At 64.2% G+C, this 18875-nt stretch carries 18 protein-coding genes and 1 tRNA gene; 6 read left to right on the forward strand and 13 right to left on the reverse strand.

Annotated features, from left to right (window positions below; all coding sequences use genetic code 11):
- Window positions 1-2: 2 nt before the first annotated feature.
- Window positions 3-92 (reverse strand) — tRNA-Ser (locus QM801_RS13810).
- A gap of 469 nt (window positions 93-561) precedes the next feature.
- On the opposite strand from QM801_RS13810, the gene QM801_RS13815 reads away from it, so the two are divergent.
- Complete coding sequence (locus QM801_RS13815; RefSeq protein ID WP_415019791.1) at window positions 562-1599, forward strand: aspartate-semialdehyde dehydrogenase; 1038 nt, start codon at window positions 562-564, stop codon at window positions 1597-1599.
- A 58-nt stretch (window positions 1600-1657) separates the two neighbouring features.
- Here the strand turns inward: QM801_RS13815 and QM801_RS13820 are convergent, their stop codons facing one another.
- A complete protein-coding gene (locus QM801_RS13820; protein WP_415019792.1) occupies window positions 1658-2095 on the reverse strand; it encodes an RrF2 family transcriptional regulator in 438 nt (145 codons plus the stop codon).
- A 124-nt stretch (window positions 2096-2219) separates the two neighbouring features.
- Here QM801_RS13820 and QM801_RS13825 point away from each other — a divergent pair, with 124 nt between their 5' ends.
- The 3 genes from QM801_RS13825 to QM801_RS13835 are packed head-to-tail and all read left to right on the forward strand — an operon-like array spanning window position 2220 to window position 4576.
- Window positions 2220-2699 carry a plastocyanin/azurin family copper-binding protein gene (locus tag QM801_RS13825; protein WP_415019793.1) on the forward strand — a complete coding sequence of 160 codons (480 nt, stop codon included), beginning with the start codon at window positions 2220-2222 and terminating at the stop codon, window positions 2697-2699.
- Window positions 2700-2726: 27 nt separating this feature from the next.
- Window positions 2727-3875, forward strand: a complete 1149-nt coding sequence (gene nirK / locus QM801_RS13830; protein ID WP_415019794.1) for a copper-containing nitrite reductase — start codon at window positions 2727-2729, stop codon at window positions 3873-3875.
- A gap of 5 nt (window positions 3876-3880) precedes the next feature.
- Window positions 3881-4576 carry a formylglycine-generating enzyme family protein gene (locus tag QM801_RS13835; RefSeq protein WP_415019795.1) on the forward strand — a complete coding sequence of 232 codons (696 nt, stop codon included), beginning with the start codon at window positions 3881-3883 and terminating at the stop codon, window positions 4574-4576.
- Between the two features lie 133 nt (window positions 4577-4709).
- Here QM801_RS13835 and QM801_RS13840 read toward each other — a convergent pair whose 3' ends face one another.
- From QM801_RS13840 to acnA, 5 genes are all read right to left on the reverse strand, one after another.
- Entirely contained in the window at window positions 4710-6782 is a 2073-nt protein-coding gene (locus QM801_RS13840) for an FAD-dependent oxidoreductase (protein WP_415019796.1), read from the reverse strand.
- Window positions 6783-7061: 279 nt separating this feature from the next.
- Complete coding sequence (locus QM801_RS13845; RefSeq protein WP_415019797.1) at window positions 7062-7607, reverse strand: fasciclin domain-containing protein; 546 nt, start codon at window positions 7605-7607, stop codon at window positions 7062-7064.
- Between the two features lie 152 nt (window positions 7608-7759).
- Window positions 7760-8488, reverse strand: coding sequence for a DUF1223 domain-containing protein (locus QM801_RS13850; protein WP_415019798.1), 729 nt, complete (start codon window positions 8486-8488; stop codon window positions 7760-7762).
- Window positions 8489-8524: 36 nt separating this feature from the next.
- Window positions 8525-8842, reverse strand: coding sequence for a hypothetical protein (locus QM801_RS13855; RefSeq protein WP_415019799.1), 318 nt, complete (start codon window positions 8840-8842; stop codon window positions 8525-8527).
- A 101-nt stretch (window positions 8843-8943) separates the two neighbouring features.
- Complete coding sequence (gene acnA, locus QM801_RS13860; protein WP_415019800.1) at window positions 8944-11685, reverse strand: aconitate hydratase AcnA; 2742 nt, start codon at window positions 11683-11685, stop codon at window positions 8944-8946.
- A gap of 253 nt (window positions 11686-11938) precedes the next feature.
- Between acnA and QM801_RS13865 the strand changes: the two genes are divergently transcribed.
- Window positions 11939-12493 carry a hypothetical protein gene (locus tag QM801_RS13865; protein ID WP_415019801.1) on the forward strand — a complete coding sequence of 185 codons (555 nt, stop codon included), beginning with the start codon at window positions 11939-11941 and terminating at the stop codon, window positions 12491-12493.
- Window positions 12494-12505: 12 nt separating this feature from the next.
- Here the strand turns inward: QM801_RS13865 and QM801_RS13870 are convergent, their stop codons facing one another.
- The 4 genes from QM801_RS13870 to sdhC are packed head-to-tail and all read right to left on the reverse strand — an operon-like array spanning window position 12506 to window position 15933.
- Window positions 12506-13282, reverse strand: coding sequence for a succinate dehydrogenase iron-sulfur subunit (locus tag QM801_RS13870; protein WP_415019802.1), 777 nt, complete (start codon window positions 13280-13282; stop codon window positions 12506-12508).
- A gap of 10 nt (window positions 13283-13292) precedes the next feature.
- The gene (gene sdhA, locus QM801_RS13875) at window positions 13293-15137 is read right to left on the reverse strand and encodes a succinate dehydrogenase flavoprotein subunit (protein WP_415019803.1); all 1845 of its coding nucleotides are present in this window, start codon (window positions 15135-15137) and stop codon (window positions 13293-13295) included.
- Window positions 15137-15529 carry a succinate dehydrogenase, hydrophobic membrane anchor protein gene (gene sdhD / locus QM801_RS13880; protein WP_415019804.1) on the reverse strand — a complete coding sequence of 131 codons (393 nt, stop codon included), beginning with the start codon at window positions 15527-15529 and terminating at the stop codon, window positions 15137-15139. The genes sdhA and sdhD overlap by 1 nt, the downstream gene beginning before the upstream one ends.
- The gene (sdhC, locus tag QM801_RS13885) at window positions 15526-15933 is read right to left on the reverse strand and encodes a succinate dehydrogenase, cytochrome b556 subunit (protein ID WP_415019805.1); all 408 of its coding nucleotides are present in this window, start codon (window positions 15931-15933) and stop codon (window positions 15526-15528) included. The genes sdhD and sdhC overlap by 4 nt, the downstream gene beginning before the upstream one ends.
- A gap of 81 nt (window positions 15934-16014) precedes the next feature.
- On the opposite strand from sdhC, the gene QM801_RS13890 reads away from it, so the two are divergent.
- Entirely contained in the window at window positions 16015-16752 is a 738-nt protein-coding gene (locus QM801_RS13890; protein WP_415019806.1) for an extensin family protein, read from the forward strand.
- A 166-nt stretch (window positions 16753-16918) separates the two neighbouring features.
- On the opposite strand, the gene QM801_RS13895 is transcribed toward QM801_RS13890, so the two are convergent.
- Window positions 16919-17851: a proline racemase family protein gene (locus tag QM801_RS13895; RefSeq protein WP_415019807.1), complete on the reverse strand. Its 933-nt coding sequence runs from the start codon at window positions 17849-17851 to the stop codon at window positions 16919-16921.
- Between the two features lie 3 nt (window positions 17852-17854).
- Window positions 17855-18793 (reverse strand): dihydrodipicolinate synthase family protein, encoded by a 939-nt coding sequence (locus QM801_RS13900; protein WP_415019808.1) that lies wholly within the window; start codon window positions 18791-18793, stop codon window positions 17855-17857.
- Window positions 18794-18875 lie beyond the last annotated feature (82 nt).

Raw genomic sequence — 18875 nt, forward strand, 5'->3', positions numbered from 1 at the left:
TATGGCGGAGAGGGAGGGATTCGAACCCCCGGTACCCTTGCGAGTACTTCGCATTTCGAGTGCGACGCGATCGACCACTCTGCCACCTCTCCGCAGACGGGTTGCCCCGTGGTCGTGGGCGCGCTCTTAGCCGAGGCTTTGGCCACTGCCAACCCCCAAATCGATAGACCCGCCAAAGTCCCTGGGGCCGCCGCCGGCCGGCCGGATGGGGCGCTTATTCGTACCCCGCCGGACGTCATTCCGGCCGTTTCGCCCCATTTTCCCGGGCCGCCACGACGGCAGGTTGACTGGACTGCCCAAGGTGCTAGAAGCGCCCCGTTTTGAACAGGCTGACCATGTATCGCTCCCCTGCCACCCTTTTCCCGGTGTGCGCCCTTCCGGGCGGGATGACGCGTGCGCGCTTCCTCGCCAAACAGACGAAACTCACGAAAACGAAAACGTTGTGAGCCTTCTCCCCCGGCCTTGACCCCTGCGGGGGCGGAAGGCCGGAACGATCATGCCGTGAGCGGAGCACGCCACCAGCGGGCTTCCAGGGGCGGAGAAAACCAAGGAGTTACCCCAATGGGATACAAGGTTGCAGTTGTCGGCGCCACAGGCAACGTGGGCCGGGAAATGCTGAACATCCTGGCGGAACGTCAGTTCCCGGCAGACGAGGTTCACGCCCTTGCCTCGCGCAAGTCGATAGGCGTGGAAGTGAGCTACGGCGACAAGACGCTGAAGTGCAAGGACCTCGAGACCTTCGATTTCTCCAAGGTGGATTTCTGCGTGATGTCGGCGGGCTCGTCCGTCTCGACGGAATGGTCGCCGAAGATCGGCGCCACCGGCTGCATCGTCATCGATAACTCGTCCTGCTGGCGCTATGATCCGGAAGTTCCGCTCATCGTTCCGGAAGTGAACGCCCATGTCCTCACCGAGTACATGGCCAACAACAAGCGCAAGAACATCATCGCCAATCCGAACTGCTCCACCGCGCAGATGGTGGTGGCCCTGAAGCCGCTGCACGATGCCGCGACGATCAAGCGCGTCGTCGTCGCCACCTACCAGTCGGTCTCGGGCGCGGGCAAGGAAGGCCTCGACGAGCTGTGGAACCAGACGAAGGGCATCTTCGTCACCGATGCACCGGAGCCCAAGAAGTTCACCAAGCAGATCGCCTTCAACGTCATTCCCCACATCGATGTCTTCATGGATTCCGGAGACACCAAGGAAGAATGGAAGATGATGGCGGAGACCAAGAAGATCCTCGATCCCAAGATCAAGGTCACGGCCACCTGCGTGCGCGTGCCGGTGTTCGTGGGCCATTCGGAAGCGATCAACATCGAGTTCGAGAAGCCGCTCTCGGCCGAGGAAGCCCGTGAACTCCTGCGTGAGGCGCCCGGCTGCATGGTGGTGGACAAGCGCGAGAACGGCGGATACGTGACGCCGGTCGAATGCGTCGGCGACTATGCCACCTTCATCAGCCGCATCCGCGACGACCAGACCATCGAGAACGGCCTCAACATGTGGGTCGTGTCCGACAACCTGCGCAAGGGTGCCGCCCTCAACGCCGTGCAGATCGCGGAAGCGATCATCAATCGCGGGCTGATGAAGAAGGCGGCCTAATCGGGCCTTCACTGACAGAATTGCAGAGGGCGGGCTTCTTTACCCGCCCTTTTTCGTGTCATGCCGCCGGGGTGAGCAGGGCCTTGATCTGGGCCGGCTTGCGGATCACGTCCGCAAGGCTTGCGCCATCGAGGCGCTTGAAGAAATCCTCGAATGCCGAGGCGAAAAGGAATTTCAGTCCGCAGGCGGGCGCGATGACGCAGCCGGTGTTTCCCGGCACGAAGCATTCGACGAACTCCCCGCCACCTTCCATCATCCGCACAACCTTGCCGATGGAGATCTCTTCGGCGGGCCGGGCGAGGTGCAGGCCGCCATTGCGCCCCCTGACCGAGCGCAGGAAGCCGCCCTTGGTCAATTCATTGGCCACTTTCATCAGGTGGTTGCGCGAGATTCCGTAAATCGTTGCCGCTTCGGCAATGGTGACCAGCTCCGGCGCACGGGCGGCGCAGAGGATGAGAAGGCGCAGGGAATAGTCGCTGAAACTTGTCAGCCGCATGCAATCGTCCTTTGACCACAACATGCGCTTGTAGCGGCAGTGCAAGCCTTGATTCAAATCAAGGTGGAGCGGGAATCGGCGTCGTAAACATGCATTCGAAATACATCGAATACAGGAGCACACGATGAAAAAGACAACCCTACTGGCCCTGCCCCTCGCTCTCGCCATGATGTCAGCCACTGCTTGGGCCGACAGCCTTGTGCGGGTGACCCTCATCGACAAGACGGGTGCAGCCGATGGCGGCAACCTGCGCCTCGGCATGGGCATGAACGCCGACATGTCCAAGGCCAAGATGGCCGTGAATGCCAACCCCAACCATGTAAAGCGCGGCGCCGTCCGCTTCGACGTCACCAACCTCGCCAGCGCCATCGTGCACGAGGTGATCGTCGCCCAGATCAGCAGCGAAGACCAGATGCTGCCTTACGACGAGAGCCGCGCCAAGGTCGATGCCGAGCAGCTCTTCACGCTGGGATCGGTGAACGAGATCGCCCCCAACAAGTCCGTCTCCCTCACGCTCAACCTGAACCCCGGCAAGTACCTGCTCTACTGCAACATCGCCGGGCACTACATGGCCGGCATGTGGACCGTGGTCGACGTTCAGTAACAACCGAATCTTCAAAAGGACGACATCATGTCTACCTCCCCTCTCCTGAAAACCCTCCTCGGCACCCCCAGCTTCTCCCGGCGGGGACTGCTCGCCGCTGCCACCGTCGCTGCCGCTGCCTCGACGCTCTCCATCACCGAGGCCCGCGCCGAGGAAGCAACCGACATCGCCAAGCTGCCGCGCGTGAAGCAGACGCTCGTCGCACCGCCCTTCCTGCCCGAGCACAAGCAGGTGGCCGACGGCGGCCCCAAGGTGATCGAAGTCACACTCACCATCGAGGAAAAGAAGCTGGTGATCGACGATGAAGGCACCGAGGTCTGGGCCCTCACCTACAACGGCACGGTTCCGGGCCCGATGATCGTGGCGCACGAAGGCGATTATGTCGAAGTGACGCTGCAGAACCTGCCCACCAACATCATGGAGCACAACATCGACTTCCACGCCTCGACCGGCGCACTGGGCGGCGGCGCGCTCACCAAGATCCTGCCCGGCGAACAGGTTGTGCTGCGCTGGAAGGCGATCAAGCCCGGCGTCTTCGTCTATCACTGCGCACCGGGCGACGTGATGATCCCGTATCACGTGGTGCACGGCATGAACGGCGCGGTGATGGTGCTGCCGCGCGATGGCATCAAGGATGGCGAAGGCAAGCCTGTCACCTACGACCGCGTCTACTACATCGGCGAACAGGACTTCTACATCCCGCGCGACCAGAACGGGAACTACAAGAAGTATGAAGTGCCCGGCGAAAACATGTCGGACGCCATGGAGGTGATGCGCACGCTGACGCCGACACACGTGGTCTTCAACGGTGCCAAGGGTGCACTGACCGAGAAGGGCGCCCTCAAGGCGAAGGTGGGCGAGACCGTCCTCTTCATCCACTCCCAGGCCAACCGCGACTCGCGGCCCCATCTGATCGGCGGCCACGGCGACTATGTCTGGGAAGGCGGCTCCTTCAACGACAAGCCCGACACCAACCTCGAGACATGGTTCATCCGCGGCGGGTCCGCCGGTGCCATGGCCTACAAGTTCCGGCAGCCCGGTGTCTATGCCTACGTCAATCACAACCTGATCGAAGCCGTGATGCTGGGTGCCACCGCGCATGTGGTGGTGGAAGGCGAATGGAACGATGACCTGATGAGCCAGGTGTCCAAGCCTGCTCCGATGCAGCAGGGGTAAGGCCGATGCTGCGCACCGGAGCCAATGGTCTTCTCGTGGTGTTGACGGCGGGTCTTTTCCATCTCGCCGGAACACACACCACGGCGCTTGACCTGGTTCCGGTCGCAGCTGACGGCACGAGCCTCAATGTTTCACGTTACGAGGTGACGGTGGCGGAATGGGATGCCTGTGTTGCGGCGGGGGCCTGCGAGGATATTGCCGCCAGGGTGGCAGATCCTCGCACCACGCCCATGACCGGTGTGAACTGGTTCGACGTCGACGCCTACATCACATGGTACAACGGCAAGCACGGCCGCAAGCTGCGCCTGCCGACGGCAACGGAATGGCGGGCGATCAGCGGCATCGCGGAGCCCGCTCCGCAGAAGCCGCTCTTCGATGATCCGCGTCTCGCCTGGGCCGCCAACTACGGACAGGAAGAGACGCCGGGCGGGCCGGTGCGCCCGCAAGGCGCATGGTCGCGCAGCAAGGACGGCGTGCGCGATCTCGACGGCAATGTCTGGGAATGGACATCGAGCTGCATGGACTCGCAGCAGGCGGGCGTCACTGCGGACCGCTGCCCTGCCTTCAAGGCCATGGGGGCGCACACGGCCACGGTCTCGGTGTTCGTGCGCAATCCTGCGGCGGGCGGCTGCTCCTCCGGCAAGCCGCCCACCCACATCGGATTCAGACTTGTGGAAGACATGGGTGAACCACAAAGCTGAATGACTGACCTGCAGCCGGGGGCGCCTGCCTATCACCAGACGTGGCAGGACCGGTGGCCAGCCTAACGCCAACAGGCTCGGGACAGTCGTGCGAGGGGCCGGAGCAATCCGGCCCCTTGTCATTTCAGAACGCTCATTTCCAGAAGCGGCGAAGCGGCTCCGCCTTCGGCAATTCACGCGGATAATTGAGCGACACCTCCTCATCCAGTTCCCGGGCCCAGCGATGACCCGCATAGACCGCCGCCTGAATGGTGCTTGGAGAATTGCAGTCGCCGATGCGGCGGAGGGTCATGGCCGTCTCGCCCTGCGCTTTCAGGCGTTCGCCTGTTGCCGTGAAGAGATCATCGTTCGGCCAGCGCGCTGTGACGGTGACCACACCCTTGGCGGCGATCTCCCGCGTCTCGCCCGAAAGATGATCGGTGACGGCAAGCGCCTCGCCTGTGAAGCGGGCCGCACTGACGCGCGTGACCAGCGTGATGTCGGCCCGCACCAACCGCTTGGCGATGGCGGTGGCCTCGAGCGTGTTCACCGTGAAAGCAGAAGGCTGAAGGGCGGTGGTGACGTAAGTCGTGGCGAGCCCCGCTGCTGCGCAGCGCTCGGCAATGACGCCGCCGAGGTAATAGTGATCATCGTCATAGACCGCGACCGGCCTTTCCGGCAGGCGGCCTGCGAGAATGTCGTCCGGCGTCAGCACGTTTGCATGATCGAAGCCCGGAATGGCGAAACCGCTGTCACGACCCACGCCATCGCGCCGCCACTTTGCACCCGTGGCGATCGCCACGTGATCGGCCTCGAAGCCCATGATGTCATCGGCTGTGAGCGCACTGTCGCGATAGATCGTGACGTTCGCAAGCCGCTGCAACTGACCCACGCGCCAATCCCGCACGCGGATCCATTCGGCGAGCCCCGGAAGCTTCGTCTCGGCAATGAGGCGGCCGCCCAGTTCCGTGCCGGCTTCGGCGAGATGCACTTCGTAGCCGCGCCGCGCCGCTGTCAAGGCCGCGTCCAACCCCGCCGGACCCGCCCCAACGACCAATACTTTCTTCCCTGTTTCCTTCGCGGCGATGCGCTCCGGATGCCAGCCGCGCCGCCACTCCTCGCCCATCGTCGGGTTCTGGGTGCAGCGCAGGTTCGTCATGGTGAAGTCACTGGTCACGCACATGTTGCAGCCGATGCATTCGCGGATGTCGTCGAGGCGGCCTTCCTCGATCTTCTTCGGCAGGAAGGGATCGGCAATGGAGGGGCGCGCCGCGCCGATGAAGTCGAGCACGCCGCCCTTAATGAGCGAGACCATCTTGTCGGGCGAGGTGTAGCGGCCGACACCCACCACGGGCTTGGTCGTCACCCGCTTGACGAAGCGGGTGTAGTCCTCCTGATAGCCTTCCTTCCGGAAGCGCGAGGTGGCGCTGTCGTTGGCCCAGGAGGAGACGTTCACGTCCCAGAGGTCGGGCAGTTCGGCGAGCATGGCGATGACGTCGCGGCCTTCGCCGTCCGAGGTGATGCCGGCGTCTCCCAGCAATTCATCGACGGCGATGCGCACGGCAACACCGCAGGTGTCACCCACCGCGTCCTTGGTGTCCTCGATCAGTTCGCGGAGAAGCCGGGCGCGGTTTTCCAGTGATCCGCCATACTCATCCGTGCGGTCGTTCATGCGCCGCGAGAGGAAGTGCATGGGGATGCCGAGTTCGTGGCCGGCATAGACATAGACGATGTCGAAGCCGGCGCGCCTGGCCCGCCGTGCGGCATCGCGGTGCCAGCTGCGGAGGTTGCGGATGTCCTGCCTGTCCATGCGCCGCGCCTGGACCGGATCATAGGCGGTGACCGGGCGGTGCGACGGCCCGATCGGCACTTCGCGCGTGCCACGGTTCGCCGAGGACGGGCCGTGATGCATGATCTCGATGGCCGCCAGCGAGCCGTGGAAGTGCACGGCTTCGGCCATGAGCGCGAGGGCGGGGATATCGGCGTCGGACCAGAGGCGGCCCTCGTGAAAGGGTTCGCAATCGCCGGAGGGGTGGATTTCCACTTCCTCGGTGGTGACCACGGCCCAGCCGCCTTCCGCCTTGATGCCGCGCATTTCGGCCAGGGCCTGCGGCTGGGTCCAGCCGTAGCCGTTGCAGTGGGCGACCTGGAAGAAGCGGTTGCGGGCGGTAACGGGTCCGATGCGGACGGGTTCGAAGAGGATGTCGTAACGGGGATCGCGGCTCATGGCCCTCCTTAGCCTGAGTGGCGGCCGGGATGACAGGGGGACGAGATGGGGGGCTTGATCCCTTTCCTTCGTCACCCCCGCGAAGGCGGGGGCCCAGCTTTCCACGTGCTTGACATCCAAAGCTGGATTCCGGCTCGCGCGCGACATCTCGCTTCGCTCGATCAAGGCGCGCGTCCGGAATGACGGTGTAAGGGTATGCGCGAATGTATGGATTGATCACATAAGAAAACAGGGACGGAGGCGGGTCCGTCCCTGCTCGCATTCACGCGATAGGCGGGGTTACGACTTCGGAAGGAGGACCTTGTCGATCACGTGAATAACGCCGTTCGACTGCTTCACATCGGCGATGGTGACGGTGGCGGCGGTGCCGTTCTCGTCGGCGATCGTCACCTTGCCGTCCTTGACGGAGGCGGTGAGCTCACAGCCACCCACCGTCTTCACCTTGGCGCTGCCGCCGCCATCGGTGATCATCTTCTGCACATCGGCCGCGAAGGCCGCAGCCGGCACCACGTGGCAGGTCAGGATCTTGACGAGCTTGTCCTTGTTCTCGGGCTTGAGCAGCGTATCGACGGTGCCGGCGGGCAGCGCGTCAAACGCAGCATTGACCGGGGCGAACACCGTGAAGGGGCCAGCGCCCTGCAGCGTTTCCACGAGGCCCGCGGCCTTCACCGCAGCAACCAGCGTGGTGTGATCCTTCGAATTGACGGCGTTCTCGACGATGTTCTTCTCCGGGAACATCTCGGCGCCACCCACCATGGGGTTCATGGCGTAAGCCGCGGTGGTGATGAAGCCAAGCGCCAGCGTGGCAAGGATGGTCTTGCGCATAACAGTTCTCCCTCGTGTGTTGCAGGCACCAATGAGCGGCGCGCTGTGTGAGGGAAAACGCAGGATCAAAATCGGCGGATGATGAAAAATTTGCAATCTCACGGCCTCGTGAGAATGTGTCAGCGATCAACCAGAGGGCGTGTTTGCGCGCCTTACGCGCGGGCGAGACCGATGACCTGGCCGGTCTTGTCCTTCTGCAGCACGGCGATGCAGAGCTTGCAGTTGGCGGGGATCACGGCTTCGCGCATCCACTGGCCTTCATAGGCCTCGCCCTTCCACAGGGCAGCGGGCACCATGTTGCGGACCACGTTGTGATAGGTCACGGTCTTGCCGGCATTCTCGCCGCGCTCGATCACGGCTTTCACTTCCGGTTCCACAGCCATGAGCCAGAGCGTGGCCTCACCCTTGAAGGCGGCATTCTGCGCGATGGCCGCCTTCACTTCCGTGTCGGTGACGGTGAGGGTGATCTCCGCCTTCAGGCCTTCCTCGCGGCATTCGGAAATGAACTTGCGCACTTCGGTGGGGTTGCTGCCCACGGCGTGATAGTGGCCGTTCATCACCATCTGCGGGGTGTAGACTTGCATGTCGCCACGTGACTTGCCGTAGTCGAACTGGCGCTTGGAATATTCCGGCTTGGCGAGGGTGTCGTTCCAGCCGAGGTAATCCCAGTAGTCGACGTTGAGCGAGACGACGAAGTTGAGCGGGTCGCGGGCGAGTTCACCGGCGAAGGAATCCGCCGGCGGACAAGAGGCGCAGCCCTGGCTGGTGAAAAGCTCGATCAGGACCGGCGCAGCCGACGCTTCGGCTGCGGCCAGACGCGGGCCCGCAACCCCTCCGGCGAGGAGGGCCATGGCAGCGCGGCGCGTCAGACTCGTGTTCATGGGACCGTTATGGAGACTGGGACATACACATGCCAATCACATGGGGGTGAGGGGCGGCATTTGCCCCGGCAAAGGCCGGGAGAGGGCCTGCGGCAGGAGAAGCGGCGTTAACGAAGCATTCAGATCTTCCGGCCGGCACTGGCCCTCTAACGGGTTCCAGGAGGAGACGTTCTGGCTCATGGCGCATTGCAGGCGCTTGCCGTCGATGCAGGCGATCTCGCCCTGAGCGTAGGCATGGCCCCGGGCAAGGCACTGGCAGTTGTGGGCGATGGTTCCGGCGGCAAGGCCCGGATTGGCCAGGGCCTGGCCGAAGATGACGAGGGTCGAAAAGCCGGCAAGGAGAGGTGCGCGCATGGCTGCCTCCTGGACGTGAGGCCATCACCTTCGCACGCTCCCGCCCAACAGGAAAGGGCCGCATCGCTGCGGCCCCGATCCCGTTTCCGTGAATGCCGGACCTAGGCGGCCTTGGCGATGTTGCGCAGCACGTAGTGCAGAATGCCGCCGTTCTTGTAGTAGTCGATCTCGTCCAGCGTATCGATGCGGCAGAGAACCGGGAAGCTCGCCTTCGTGCCATCGGCGCGGGTCACCTCGACGGTGAGCGTGGCGCGGGGCTTCAGCCCTTCGGCAAGGCCGCGGATCGTCACCTGCTCGTCGCCGCGCAGCCCCAGCGTCTGCCAGCTCTGCCCGTCCTGGAACTGCAGGGGAACGACCCCCATGCCCACGAGGTTGGAGCGGTGGATGCGCTCGAAGCTTTGCGCAATCACGGCGCGGACGCCGAGAAGATTGGTGCCCTTGGCGGCCCAGTCCCGCGACGAGCCGTTGCCGTATTCGACACCGGCGAAGACCACCAGCGGAACCTCTTCCTTCTGGTACATCATGGCGGCGTCATAGATCGGCATTTCCTCGTTCGAGGGATAGTGCACGGTGAGGCCGCCTTCCTTCACGTTGCCGTTGGCATCCTTCACCATGTGGTTCTTGATGCGGATGTTGGCGAAGGTGCCGCGCATCATCACTTCATGGTTGCCGCGGCGCGTGCCGTACTGGTTGAAGTCCATGGGCTTCACGCCGTTCTGCGTGAGGTACTTGCCGGCGGGCGAAGCCGCCTTGATGGAACCGGCAGGCGAGATGTGGTCGGTGGTGATCTTGTCGCCGAAGAGGCCGAGCACGCGGGCGCTGACGATGTCGGAGACCGGCTTCGGCGTCTTGGTCATGCCCTGGAAGTAGGGCGGGTTCTGCACATATGTGGAGGTGTTGTCCCAGCCGTAGGTCTCACCCTTGCCGGACTTCACGGCGCGCCAGTTCTTGTCGCCCTTGAAGACGTCGGAGTAGCGGGCCTTGAACATCTTGGGATTGATGTTCTTGCGGATGAAGGCATCGATCTCCTTGTTGGAGGGCCAGATGTCCTTGAGATAGACGGGCTTGCCCTTCTTGTCGGTGCCGAGCGGCTCCGTGGTGATGTCGATCTGGGTGGAGCCAGCGAGCGCATAGGCCACGACCAGCGGCGGCGAGGCCAAATAAGCCGCCTGCACGTCGGGCGAGACGCGGCCTTCGAAATTGCGGTTGCCGGAGATCACCGCCGAGGCGACGATGCCGTTGTCATTGATCGCCTTCGACAGCGCCGGATCAAGCGGGCCCGAGTTGCCGATGCAGGTGGTGCAGCCATAGCCCACGAGATAGAAGCCGACCTTGTCGAGTTCCTTCTGCAGGCCCGACTTGGCGAGATATTCCGAGACGACCTGCGAGCCGGGGGCAATCGAGGTCTTGACCCAGGGCTTCGCGGTGAGACCGAGGGATGCCGCCTTCTTGGCGAGGAGGCCTGCGCCGATCAGCACCGAGGGGTTGGAGGTGTTGGTGCAGGAGGTGATGGCGGCGATCACCACGTCGCCGTGGCCGATGTCGTAGTTCTTGCCTTCGACCTTCACGCGCTTTGCGGTTTCGCCGGGCTTGGCGAAGCCGCCCTTGTCCTTCGGCGTTTCCAGCGCGCCAAGGAAGCCGGTCTTGATGTCGCCCAGCGGCGAGAACTTTTCCGGGCGGTTGGGGCCGGCCATGGCGGGCACCACGGAGGAGAGATCAAGCTCGAGCGTGTCGGTGAAGACCGGGTCGGCGCTCTTCGCGGTGAGGAACATGCCCTGCGCCTTCGCGTACTTCTCGACCAGCGCGATGCGGTCGTTCTTGCGGCCGGAGAACTTGAGGTAGTCGATGGTCACGGCATCGACCGGGAAGAAGCCGCAGGTGGCGCCATATTCCGGCGCCATGTTGGCGATGGTGGCGCGGTCGGCGAGCGTCAGTCCCGGGAGGCCGGGGCCGAAGAATTCCACGAACTTGTTCACCACGCCCTTCTTGCGCAGCATCTGGGTGACGAGGAGCACGAGGTCGGTGGCGGTGACGCCTTCCTGCAGCTTGCCCGAGAGGCGGAAGCCGATCACTTCCGGCAGCAGCATGGACTGCGGCTGGCCGAGCATGGCGGCTTCGGCCTCGATGCCGCCCACGCCCCAGCCGAGAACGCCGAGGCCGTTCACCATGGTGGTGTGGGAGTCGGTGCCGACCAGCGTGTCCGGATAGGCCACCGTGACCTTCAGCTTCGACTTGCCCTTGGTGACGGTCTCGGTCCGGGTCCAGACGGTCTGGGCGAGATACTCGAGGTTCACCTGGTGGCAGATGCCGGTGCCGGGCGGCACCACGCGGAAGTTCTGGAAGGCGCCCTGCCCCCACTTCAGGAACTTGTAGCGCTCTTCGTTCTGTTCGTATTCGCGGCTGACGTTGGCGGCGAGCGCCTTCGGGTTGCCGAAGTAGTCGACGACCACCGAGTGGTCGATCACGAGATCGACGGGAACGAGCGGATTGATCTTCTGGGCATCGCCCTTGAGCAGCTTCATGCCGTCGCGCATGGCGGCAAGGTCGACGACGGCGGGAACGCCGGTGAAGTCCTGCATCAGCACGCGCGCCGGGCGGAAGCCGATCTCGGCCTGCCCCTTGCCGCGGTTGTCGAGCCAGGCGACGAAGCTCTCGATGTCCTTCTTCGTCACCGAGCGGCCGTCTTCATTGCGCAGCAGGTTCTCAAGCAGCACCTTCATCGAATAGGGCAGCTTCGAGATGCCGGGCAGGCCGTTCTTCTCCGCCGCCGTCAGGCTGTAGTAAACGTAGGACTTGGAGCCCACTTTGAGCGTCTTGCGGGACTTGAAACTGTCAAGCGACATGGGAAAGGCCTCTTCTTGAGCGCCGGGAATCCGAACGCGGAAATGCGCGCCGCATATAGACCATGTTGCGCCGCCAAACAATTCAATCGAAAGGCGAAAGCCCCGAAAAAGGGGACCGTTCGCGCCTCCGGCATGGTTAGCGCAAGGTTACCCCCTTCCCCGCAATTTGGCCGCCCTTGCTGACGGTATCCCAAGGTCTTTGCGCTACACCCGGCAGCATATCCGTGTGGGTTCGGAAATCGGGGAAAGTGCGATGAACAAGCGTGTGATGGCAAAATGGGCAGGACTTGCGGCCATGGCCGTGGCTTTGGCCGCCTGCGGCAACAACGAGGCTGAAATCAAGGCCATGGCGGCCAAGATGCACATGTCGAAGCAGCAGACCGCCGCCTTCCAGACCTGCGCCAAGGACCTGAAGAGCAGCAAGCCGATCTTCATCGAGGGCGACAAGGCCGTCCAGCTCACCAAGGTGCCGCTGGAAATCTGCGCCTGCCATGCGCCCACCGTCGCCAACCTGTTCAAGGACGACAAGCTCACCGGCCACGCCCGCTTTGCCGCCTATATCGGCAAGGTGAAGCGCAAGGAGCTGAAGATGGGCCGCCGCGATCTCCGCAGCGCCATGGCGCCAGAGAAGGCGGGCCAGATCCTGATCGATTCACTCGAGAAGTGTGCCAACCAGTTCGCCGCCACACCGCAGGCGGCCGAGAACTATCCGAAGCTGATCGTGCCCTTCGAACTGCCCAAGCCGAAGCCCAAGAAGCCGGACGGCACCGACGGCACGGCCGCGGGCGAGCAGCACGCCAGCAACTGATCCCCTCCGGGATCAGACCATCCGTTCCACCATCATCTTCTTGATCTCGGCAATCGCCTTCGCGGGCGAGAGGCCCTTGGGGCATGCCTTGGCGCAGTTCATGATGGTGTGGCAGCGGTAAAGGCGGAACGGGTCTTCCAGATTGTCGAGGCGTTCGCCGGTGGCTTCATCGCGGGAATCGATCAGCCAGCGATAGGCCTGCAGCAGCACGGCGGGGCCGAGGTAGCGGTCGCCGTTCCACCAGTAGCTGGGGCACGAGGTCGAGCAGCAGGCGCAGAGAATGCACTCGTAGAGGCCGTCCAAGAGTTCGCGCTCTTCCTTCGACTGCTTCCATTCGGCCTGCGGTGTCGGCGTTTCCGTCTTGAGCCAGGGCTCGATGGAGCGGTGCTGGGCATAGAAGCGGGTGAGGTCCGGCACGAGGTCCTTCACCACCGGCATGTGCGGCAGCGGATAGATCTTCACGTCGCCGCGCACGTCGTCGCAAGCCTTGAGGCAGGCGAGCGTGTTGGTGCCGTCGATGTTCATGGCGCAGGAACCGCAGATGCCCTCGCGGCAGGAGCGGCGGAAGGTGAGCGTGGGGTCCTGCTCGTTCTTGATCTTGATGAGCGCGTCGAGCACCATCGGCCCGCACTCGTCCATGTTCACGTGATAGGTGTCGAGCTGCGGGTTTTTCCCGTCATCGGGATTCCAGCGGTAGATCCTGAAGGTGCGGATATTGCCGCCCTGCGGCATCGGCCACACCTTGCCGGTCTGGACCACGGAGTTTCTTGGAAGTGCGAATTCAGCCATGTTGATCTCGTCAATACACCCGTGCCTTGGGCTTGATGTAGTCGATGTCGGTTGACATCGTGAAGTCGTGCACCGGGCGGTAGCCGAGGGTGACCTTCTTCTTCTCGCCGTCGGTCCAGGCGAGCGTGTGCTTCATCCACGTCTTGTCGTCACGGCTGGGGAAGTCCTCGCGGGCATGGGCGCCGCGGCTTTCCTTGCGGGCCGACGCCGAGTCCACCGTCGCCGCCGCCTGGATGATGAGGTTGGCGAATTCCAGCGTTTCGATGAGATCGGAATTCCACACCAGCGACCGGTCGGTGACGGCGATGTCCTCCAGGCCCTTCCAGATGGCGTTGATCTTCTTCGAGCCCTGCTCCAGCGTCTCGCCGGTGCGGAACACCGCTGCGTCATCCTGCATAGCGCGCTGCATCTGGGCGCGGAGCTTCGCCGTGGGCGTGCCGCCCGAAGCGTAGCGGAAGCCATCGAGACGGGCGATCGCCGCCTCGCCCGCATCACCCGGAAGATCGGCGTGGGTCTTGCCTTCCTGCTTCACCAGTTCGGCGCAGCGCAGGCCCGCCGCGCGGCCGAAGACCACGAGGTCGATGAGCGAGTTGGAACCGAGGCGGTTTGCGCCATGGACCGAGACGCAGGCCGCTTCACCCACAGCCATCAATCCGGGCACGGTCTTTTCCGGGTCCTTCTTGTCGCCGGCCAGAACCTCGCCGTGATAGTTCGTGGGGATGCCGCCCATGTTGTAGTGCACGGTGGGCAGGATCGGGATCGGTTCCTTGGTGACGTCGACGCCCGCGAAGATCTTGGCGCTTTCCGAAATGCCGGGCAGGCGTTCGTGCAGCACCTTGGGATCAAGATGCTCGAGGTGGAGATGGATGTGGTCCTTCTCCTTGCCCACGCCGCGGCCTTCGCGGATCTCCAGTGTCATCGAGCGCGAGACGACGTCGCGCGAGGCGAGGTCCTTGGCGGACGGCGCATAGCGTTCCATGAAGCGCTCGCCTTCCGAATTGGTGAGGTAGCCGCCCTCGCCGCGCGCGCCTTCGGTGATGAGGCAGCCCGCGCCATAGATGCCGGTGGGATGGAACTGCACGAATTCCATGTCCTGGCACGGAAGCCCGGCGCGCAGCACCATGGCATTGCCGTCGCCGGTGCAGGTGTGGGCCGAGGTGGCGGAGAAATAGGCGCGGCCATAACCGCCCGTCGCCATCACCGTCTGGTGGGCGCGGAAGCGGTGGATGGAGCCGTCTTCCATGCACATGGCGATGACGCCGCGGCAAGCGCCGTTCTCCATGATCAGGTCGAGGGCGAAGTATTCAATGAAGAAGGCGGTGTCGTAGCGCAGCGACTGGCCATAGAGCGTGTGCAGCATGGCATGGCCGGTGCGGTCAGCGGCGGCACAGGTGCGCTGCACCGGCGGGCCATCTCCGAAGTTCATCATGTGGCCGCCGAAGGGCCGCTGGTAGATCTTGCCCTCTTCGGTGCGCGAGAAGGGCATGCCGAAGTGCTCAAGCTCGTAGACGGCAGTGGGCGCGTTGCGGCAGAGATATTCGATGGCGTCCTGGTCGCCGAGCCAGTCGGCGCCCTTCACCGTGTCGTACATGTGCCAGCGCCAGTCATCCGCGCCCATGTTGGCCAGCGAGGCGGCGATGCCGCCCTGTGCCGCGACGGTGTGGGAGCGGGTGGGAAAGACTTTCGAGATGCAGGCGGTTTTCAGGCCGGCCTGGGAGGCGCCCAATGCCGCACGGAGACCCGAGCCGCCAGCGCCAACGACGACGACATCGAAGGTGTGATCGGTAATGGGATAGGCGCGGCCCCCGACGGACACAGTCTTGGGGGCCTTCTTCTTGGTGTCAGCAACAGCCATCAGGGTGCAAAGCTCATCTTGAGAATGGAATACGCGGCAACCGCGAAAAGCGATGTCGCATAGGCAATGTTGAGGGCAAGGGCCGTGAACTTGGTGAGGTGGCTGTGGAGATAGTCCTCGATCACCACCTGCAGGCCGAGGCGCATGTGCCAGAAGACGGAGGCCATGCCCATGATCAGCAGCAGCGCCACGACGGGATGATGCAGCGAGGCGATCACCTCGGTGCGGGTGGAGCCCAGATGATAAATCACGAAGCCCACCATGAAGGCAACGAGCGGCAGGTTGGCGACGGCGGTGGCCCGCTGCTGCCAGAAGTGATCGGTGCCCGACTTGGCCGCGCCAAAGCCCTTCACCTTCTTGAGCGGTGTCTTCATGCCCGGGTCGATGATCATGACTTCACTCCGTAGGCGACGGCCCAGAGCAGGAGGGTGAGAACGATGGAGCCCACAAGGTTGGCCCTGACCATCCATTCCACCGAGGTGAGCTTGAAGCCCTTGCCCATGTCCCAGACGAAGTGGCGGAGGCCGCCCAGCGCATGGTGGATCAGCGCCCAAGTGAAGCCGAAGAGGATGAGGCGGCCGAACCAATGTGCGAAGAAAGCCTGCACGAGGTCGAAATAGGCATCCGACTGGGCCGCGGCGGCGAACCACCAGACGAGAAGGAGTGAGCCTGCATAGAGGGCAACGCCGGTGATGCGGTGGGTGATCGACATCGTCATCGACAGCATCGGGCGGTAGATCTGGAGGTGCGGCGAGAGGGGCCGCTGGGCCCGTGCCGCCTGCTTTGTTTCAGCCATCTTGTGGTCCTGATTGTTGTGGCAGGGGTTTTATCCGGTGCGCTGCACAATGGCAAATTCGGCGAAGGTAGAACGGCAAGCATGCGGCAAACTGGCCCTGTCGGCGGTCCACGGCGCTCTGTAACGCTGCGGGTTCTGGGGCGGGTGCTGCTCGCCCTGCTCATTTTGGCGGCACTCGCCTACCCGGCGGCACGGCTCGGCCTGTTCGACTGGCCGCGGGCCTATGACCCGCTGGCGCTGCCCGATCTCGACCGGACCCCCAATTTCCTCACGGATTGGCAACTGCGCCTGGCCGAGGCCGATCCCGAGGGCTGTGCGGTGGCACTGCGGCGGGCGGGACTTTCCGCCGTGATCGAACCCGACCGGGGGAGCGGCGCCTGCGTCGTCTCGGGTGCGGTCAATCTCTCCCGCCTGTCCAAGGCGAGCCTGCGCCCGGAGGATACCCGCTGTGTGGTGGCTGCACGGCTCTACATGTGGGAGCGCCATGCCCTGCAACCTGCGGCGGCGCGCCTGCTGGGTGAGCCGGTGACGGAGATCCTGCATTTCGGCTCCTACAGCTGCCGCCCGATTCGCGGGCAGAGCAGCATGAGCCAGCATGCCACGGCGAACGCTTTCGACATCGCGGGCTTCCGGCTGGCGAGCGGCAAGACGGTATCGGTGAAGGCGGACTGGAAGGGCAATGGTCCTCAGGCCCGCTTTCTGCGTGCGGCGCGCGACTCGCTCTGCCAGTGGTTCAACGTGACGCTCTCGCCCGACTACAACGCCGACCACGCCGACCACTTCCATGTGGACATGGGCTGGTACCGGACGTGCAGGTGACGGGGGTTGCGGCTGCAAACACGGCACCTCCCCCACCGTCATTCCGGACGCGCGCCTTGATCGAGCGCTAGCGAGATGTCGCGCGCGAGCCGGAATCCAGCTTTGGATATCAAGCACGCGGAAAGCTGGGCCCCCGCCTTCGCGGGGGTGACGTCTATTGGAATGTTCACACCGTCCGGAAACCATCCGTATACGGATCATCGGGGTGGCGGAGAAGGGTTGCGTCCTTCACCACGAAGGCGCGGCCGCGGATGCGGGCGATGACGGCACCGCCCTCCCCGGCGCGATAGCGCGTGACGAAGCGGCCGCCCGTGACGCTTTCCTGAACCCAACTCCTGCCCGATGGAAGAACACGATCAGCGGCTAGGCAGGCGAGCTTGGCGCTGGTGCCCGTGCCGCAGGGCGAGCGGTCGAAGGCGCCACCCGGACAGAGCACGAAATTGCGGCTGTCGCCGCCGTCGAGCGGCGGGCCGAAAACCTCGATGTGGTCGATCTCCGCGCCATCAGCCCCAGTGATGCCGTGGTCGCGCAGGGCCTTCTGGACCGCAAGCGAAAAGGCCGTGAGTTCGGAGAGGTGCTGCGGATCGACCGGCATGGGTGCGGTCTTGCAGAGGAAGAACCAGTTGCCGCCCCAGGCAACATCTCCGGTGACGGGACCATGACCCGGCACCACCACCTCCACGGCCTTGGCCTGGCGATAGCTCGGCACGTTCTCGATCTCGGCTTCCGTGTCGCTCAGGAGATCGACGGTCACCACGCCCACCGGCGTGTCGATGCGATGAGAGCCGGGCGCAAGCCTCTTCAGATGGGCCAGCGTCACCGCAAGGCCGATGGTGCCGTGGCCGCACATGCCGAGCATGCCCTCGTTGTTGAAGAAGATCACGCCCGCAGCACACTCCTTCTCGAAGGGCTCGCAGAGCAGCGCACCCACCAGCGCCTCGTGGCCGCGCGGCTCGAGAATGACATGGCGGCGGAAGGCATCGTGATCCCGCGCCAGCAAAGCCCGCCGTTCCGAAAGTGGCCCGCTGCCGAGATCGGGGCCACCCGTCACCACCACGCGGGTGGGCTCACCCTCGGTATGGCTGTCGATGACGCGCATGGCTCAGGCGCGGCCCGGCCAGTTGGCGTACCACGCCTTGAAGAGGTGATACTGCGTGTCGGCATAATGCTGCTGGCTGGCGGAAAGGCGGTCACTGGCGATGAAGTGGCGCTCGTATTCCGGGAAGCCTGCCAGCACCATGAGCCGCTTGTAGTAGAGAACGAGATCGGTGCCTTCATCGTAGGACGAGAGCACGCCGAGCGCCTGCTCCAGTTCGAGCGCCAGCGCGCGGGCTCTGGCATCGCCCTTCGCGGCGCGGGTGCAGAGTTCGACGAGGCGCAGCACTTCACGCGGCAGCACGTTGCCGATGCCGGTGATGGCACCCGTGGCGCCGCAGTTCACGAAGCCGTGGAAGACCTGCGTGTCGACACCCACCATCAGCGTGAGGGCCGGATCGTGCCCGGTGATGTGCTCGGCGGCATAGCGCAACGCCGCAGCGCCGCCGAATTCCTTGAAGCCCACCAGATTGCTGTGACGCTCGCGCAGCGCGAAGAACAGATCGGCGCGCGTCTCATACCCGTAGTGCGGGCTGTTGTAGATGACCGAGGGCAGGCCCTCGCCCGCCTGCAGCACCGCTTCGAAGTGCGCCTTCTGGGCCGCAACCGAGGTGCCGCGCGAGAGCACGCGGGGAATGATCATGAGGCCCGCCGCACCCACCTTGCGGGCGTGGGCGGCAAGGGCTGCGGCCCGGAGCGAATTCTGTGCACCGGTACCGACGATGACCGGCACGCCCGCCTGCACCAGTTTCTCGACGCCTTCCATGCGCTGCTCGTCGGTGAGGAGCGGCCAGTCGCCCATGGAACCGCAGTACACGACCGCCGACATGCCCGCGCTGAAGAGATGCTTGCCCATGCGCACGAGGCCTTCGAAATCAGGGGCGCCAGCACCATTGCAGGGCGTCATGAGAGCGGGGATGGTTCCGGTAAAAACGGTCTTGTTCATGGGTGTCTCCGTGATGGCGCTGACCTTAGCCTCCCGGGGCGAAGGGGTCTTGCAGGATTGGCTGGCGCCCACTGCGAAATCG

It is taken from the genome of Aestuariivirga sp. (assembly GCF_047600585.1).
GTDB lineage: Bacteria > Pseudomonadota > Alphaproteobacteria > Rhizobiales > Aestuariivirgaceae > Aestuariivirga.

Bases quoted from the DNA above. Each gene is read 5' to 3' on its own strand.
- QM801_RS13815 (WP_415019791.1), top strand. From the start codon at position 562: ATGGGATACAAGGTTGCAGTTGTCGGCGCCACAGGCAACGTGGGCCGG.
- QM801_RS13820 (WP_415019792.1), bottom strand. From the start codon at position 2,095: ATGCGGCTGACAAGTTTCAGCGACTATTCCCTGCGCCTTCTCATCCTC.
- QM801_RS13825 (WP_415019793.1), top strand. From the start codon at position 2,220: ATGAAAAAGACAACCCTACTGGCCCTGCCCCTCGCTCTCGCCATGATG.
- nirK (WP_415019794.1), top strand. From the start codon at position 2,727: ATGTCTACCTCCCCTCTCCTGAAAACCCTCCTCGGCACCCCCAGCTTC.
- QM801_RS13835 (WP_415019795.1), top strand. From the start codon at position 3,881: ATGCTGCGCACCGGAGCCAATGGTCTTCTCGTGGTGTTGACGGCGGGT.
- QM801_RS13840 (WP_415019796.1), bottom strand. From the start codon at position 6,782: ATGAGCCGCGATCCCCGTTACGACATCCTCTTCGAACCCGTCCGCATC.
- QM801_RS13845 (WP_415019797.1), bottom strand. From the start codon at position 7,607: ATGCGCAAGACCATCCTTGCCACGCTGGCGCTTGGCTTCATCACCACC.
- QM801_RS13850 (WP_415019798.1), bottom strand. From the start codon at position 8,488: ATGAACACGAGTCTGACGCGCCGCGCTGCCATGGCCCTCCTCGCCGGA.
- QM801_RS13855 (WP_415019799.1), bottom strand. From the start codon at position 8,842: ATGCGCGCACCTCTCCTTGCCGGCTTTTCGACCCTCGTCATCTTCGGC.
- acnA (WP_415019800.1), bottom strand. From the start codon at position 11,685: ATGTCGCTTGACAGTTTCAAGTCCCGCAAGACGCTCAAAGTGGGCTCC.
- QM801_RS13865 (WP_415019801.1), top strand. From the start codon at position 11,939: ATGAACAAGCGTGTGATGGCAAAATGGGCAGGACTTGCGGCCATGGCC.
- QM801_RS13870 (WP_415019802.1), bottom strand. From the start codon at position 13,282: ATGGCTGAATTCGCACTTCCAAGAAACTCCGTGGTCCAGACCGGCAAG.
- sdhA (WP_415019803.1), bottom strand. From the start codon at position 15,137: ATGGCTGTTGCTGACACCAAGAAGAAGGCCCCCAAGACTGTGTCCGTC.
- sdhD (WP_415019804.1), bottom strand. From the start codon at position 15,529: ATGATCATCGACCCGGGCATGAAGACACCGCTCAAGAAGGTGAAGGGC.
- sdhC (WP_415019805.1), bottom strand. From the start codon at position 15,933: ATGGCTGAAACAAAGCAGGCGGCACGGGCCCAGCGGCCCCTCTCGCCG.
- QM801_RS13890 (WP_415019806.1), top strand. From the start codon at position 16,015: ATGCGGCAAACTGGCCCTGTCGGCGGTCCACGGCGCTCTGTAACGCTG.
- QM801_RS13895 (WP_415019807.1), bottom strand. From the start codon at position 17,851: ATGCGCGTCATCGACAGCCATACCGAGGGTGAGCCCACCCGCGTGGTG.
- QM801_RS13900 (WP_415019808.1), bottom strand. From the start codon at position 18,793: ATGAACAAGACCGTTTTTACCGGAACCATCCCCGCTCTCATGACGCCC.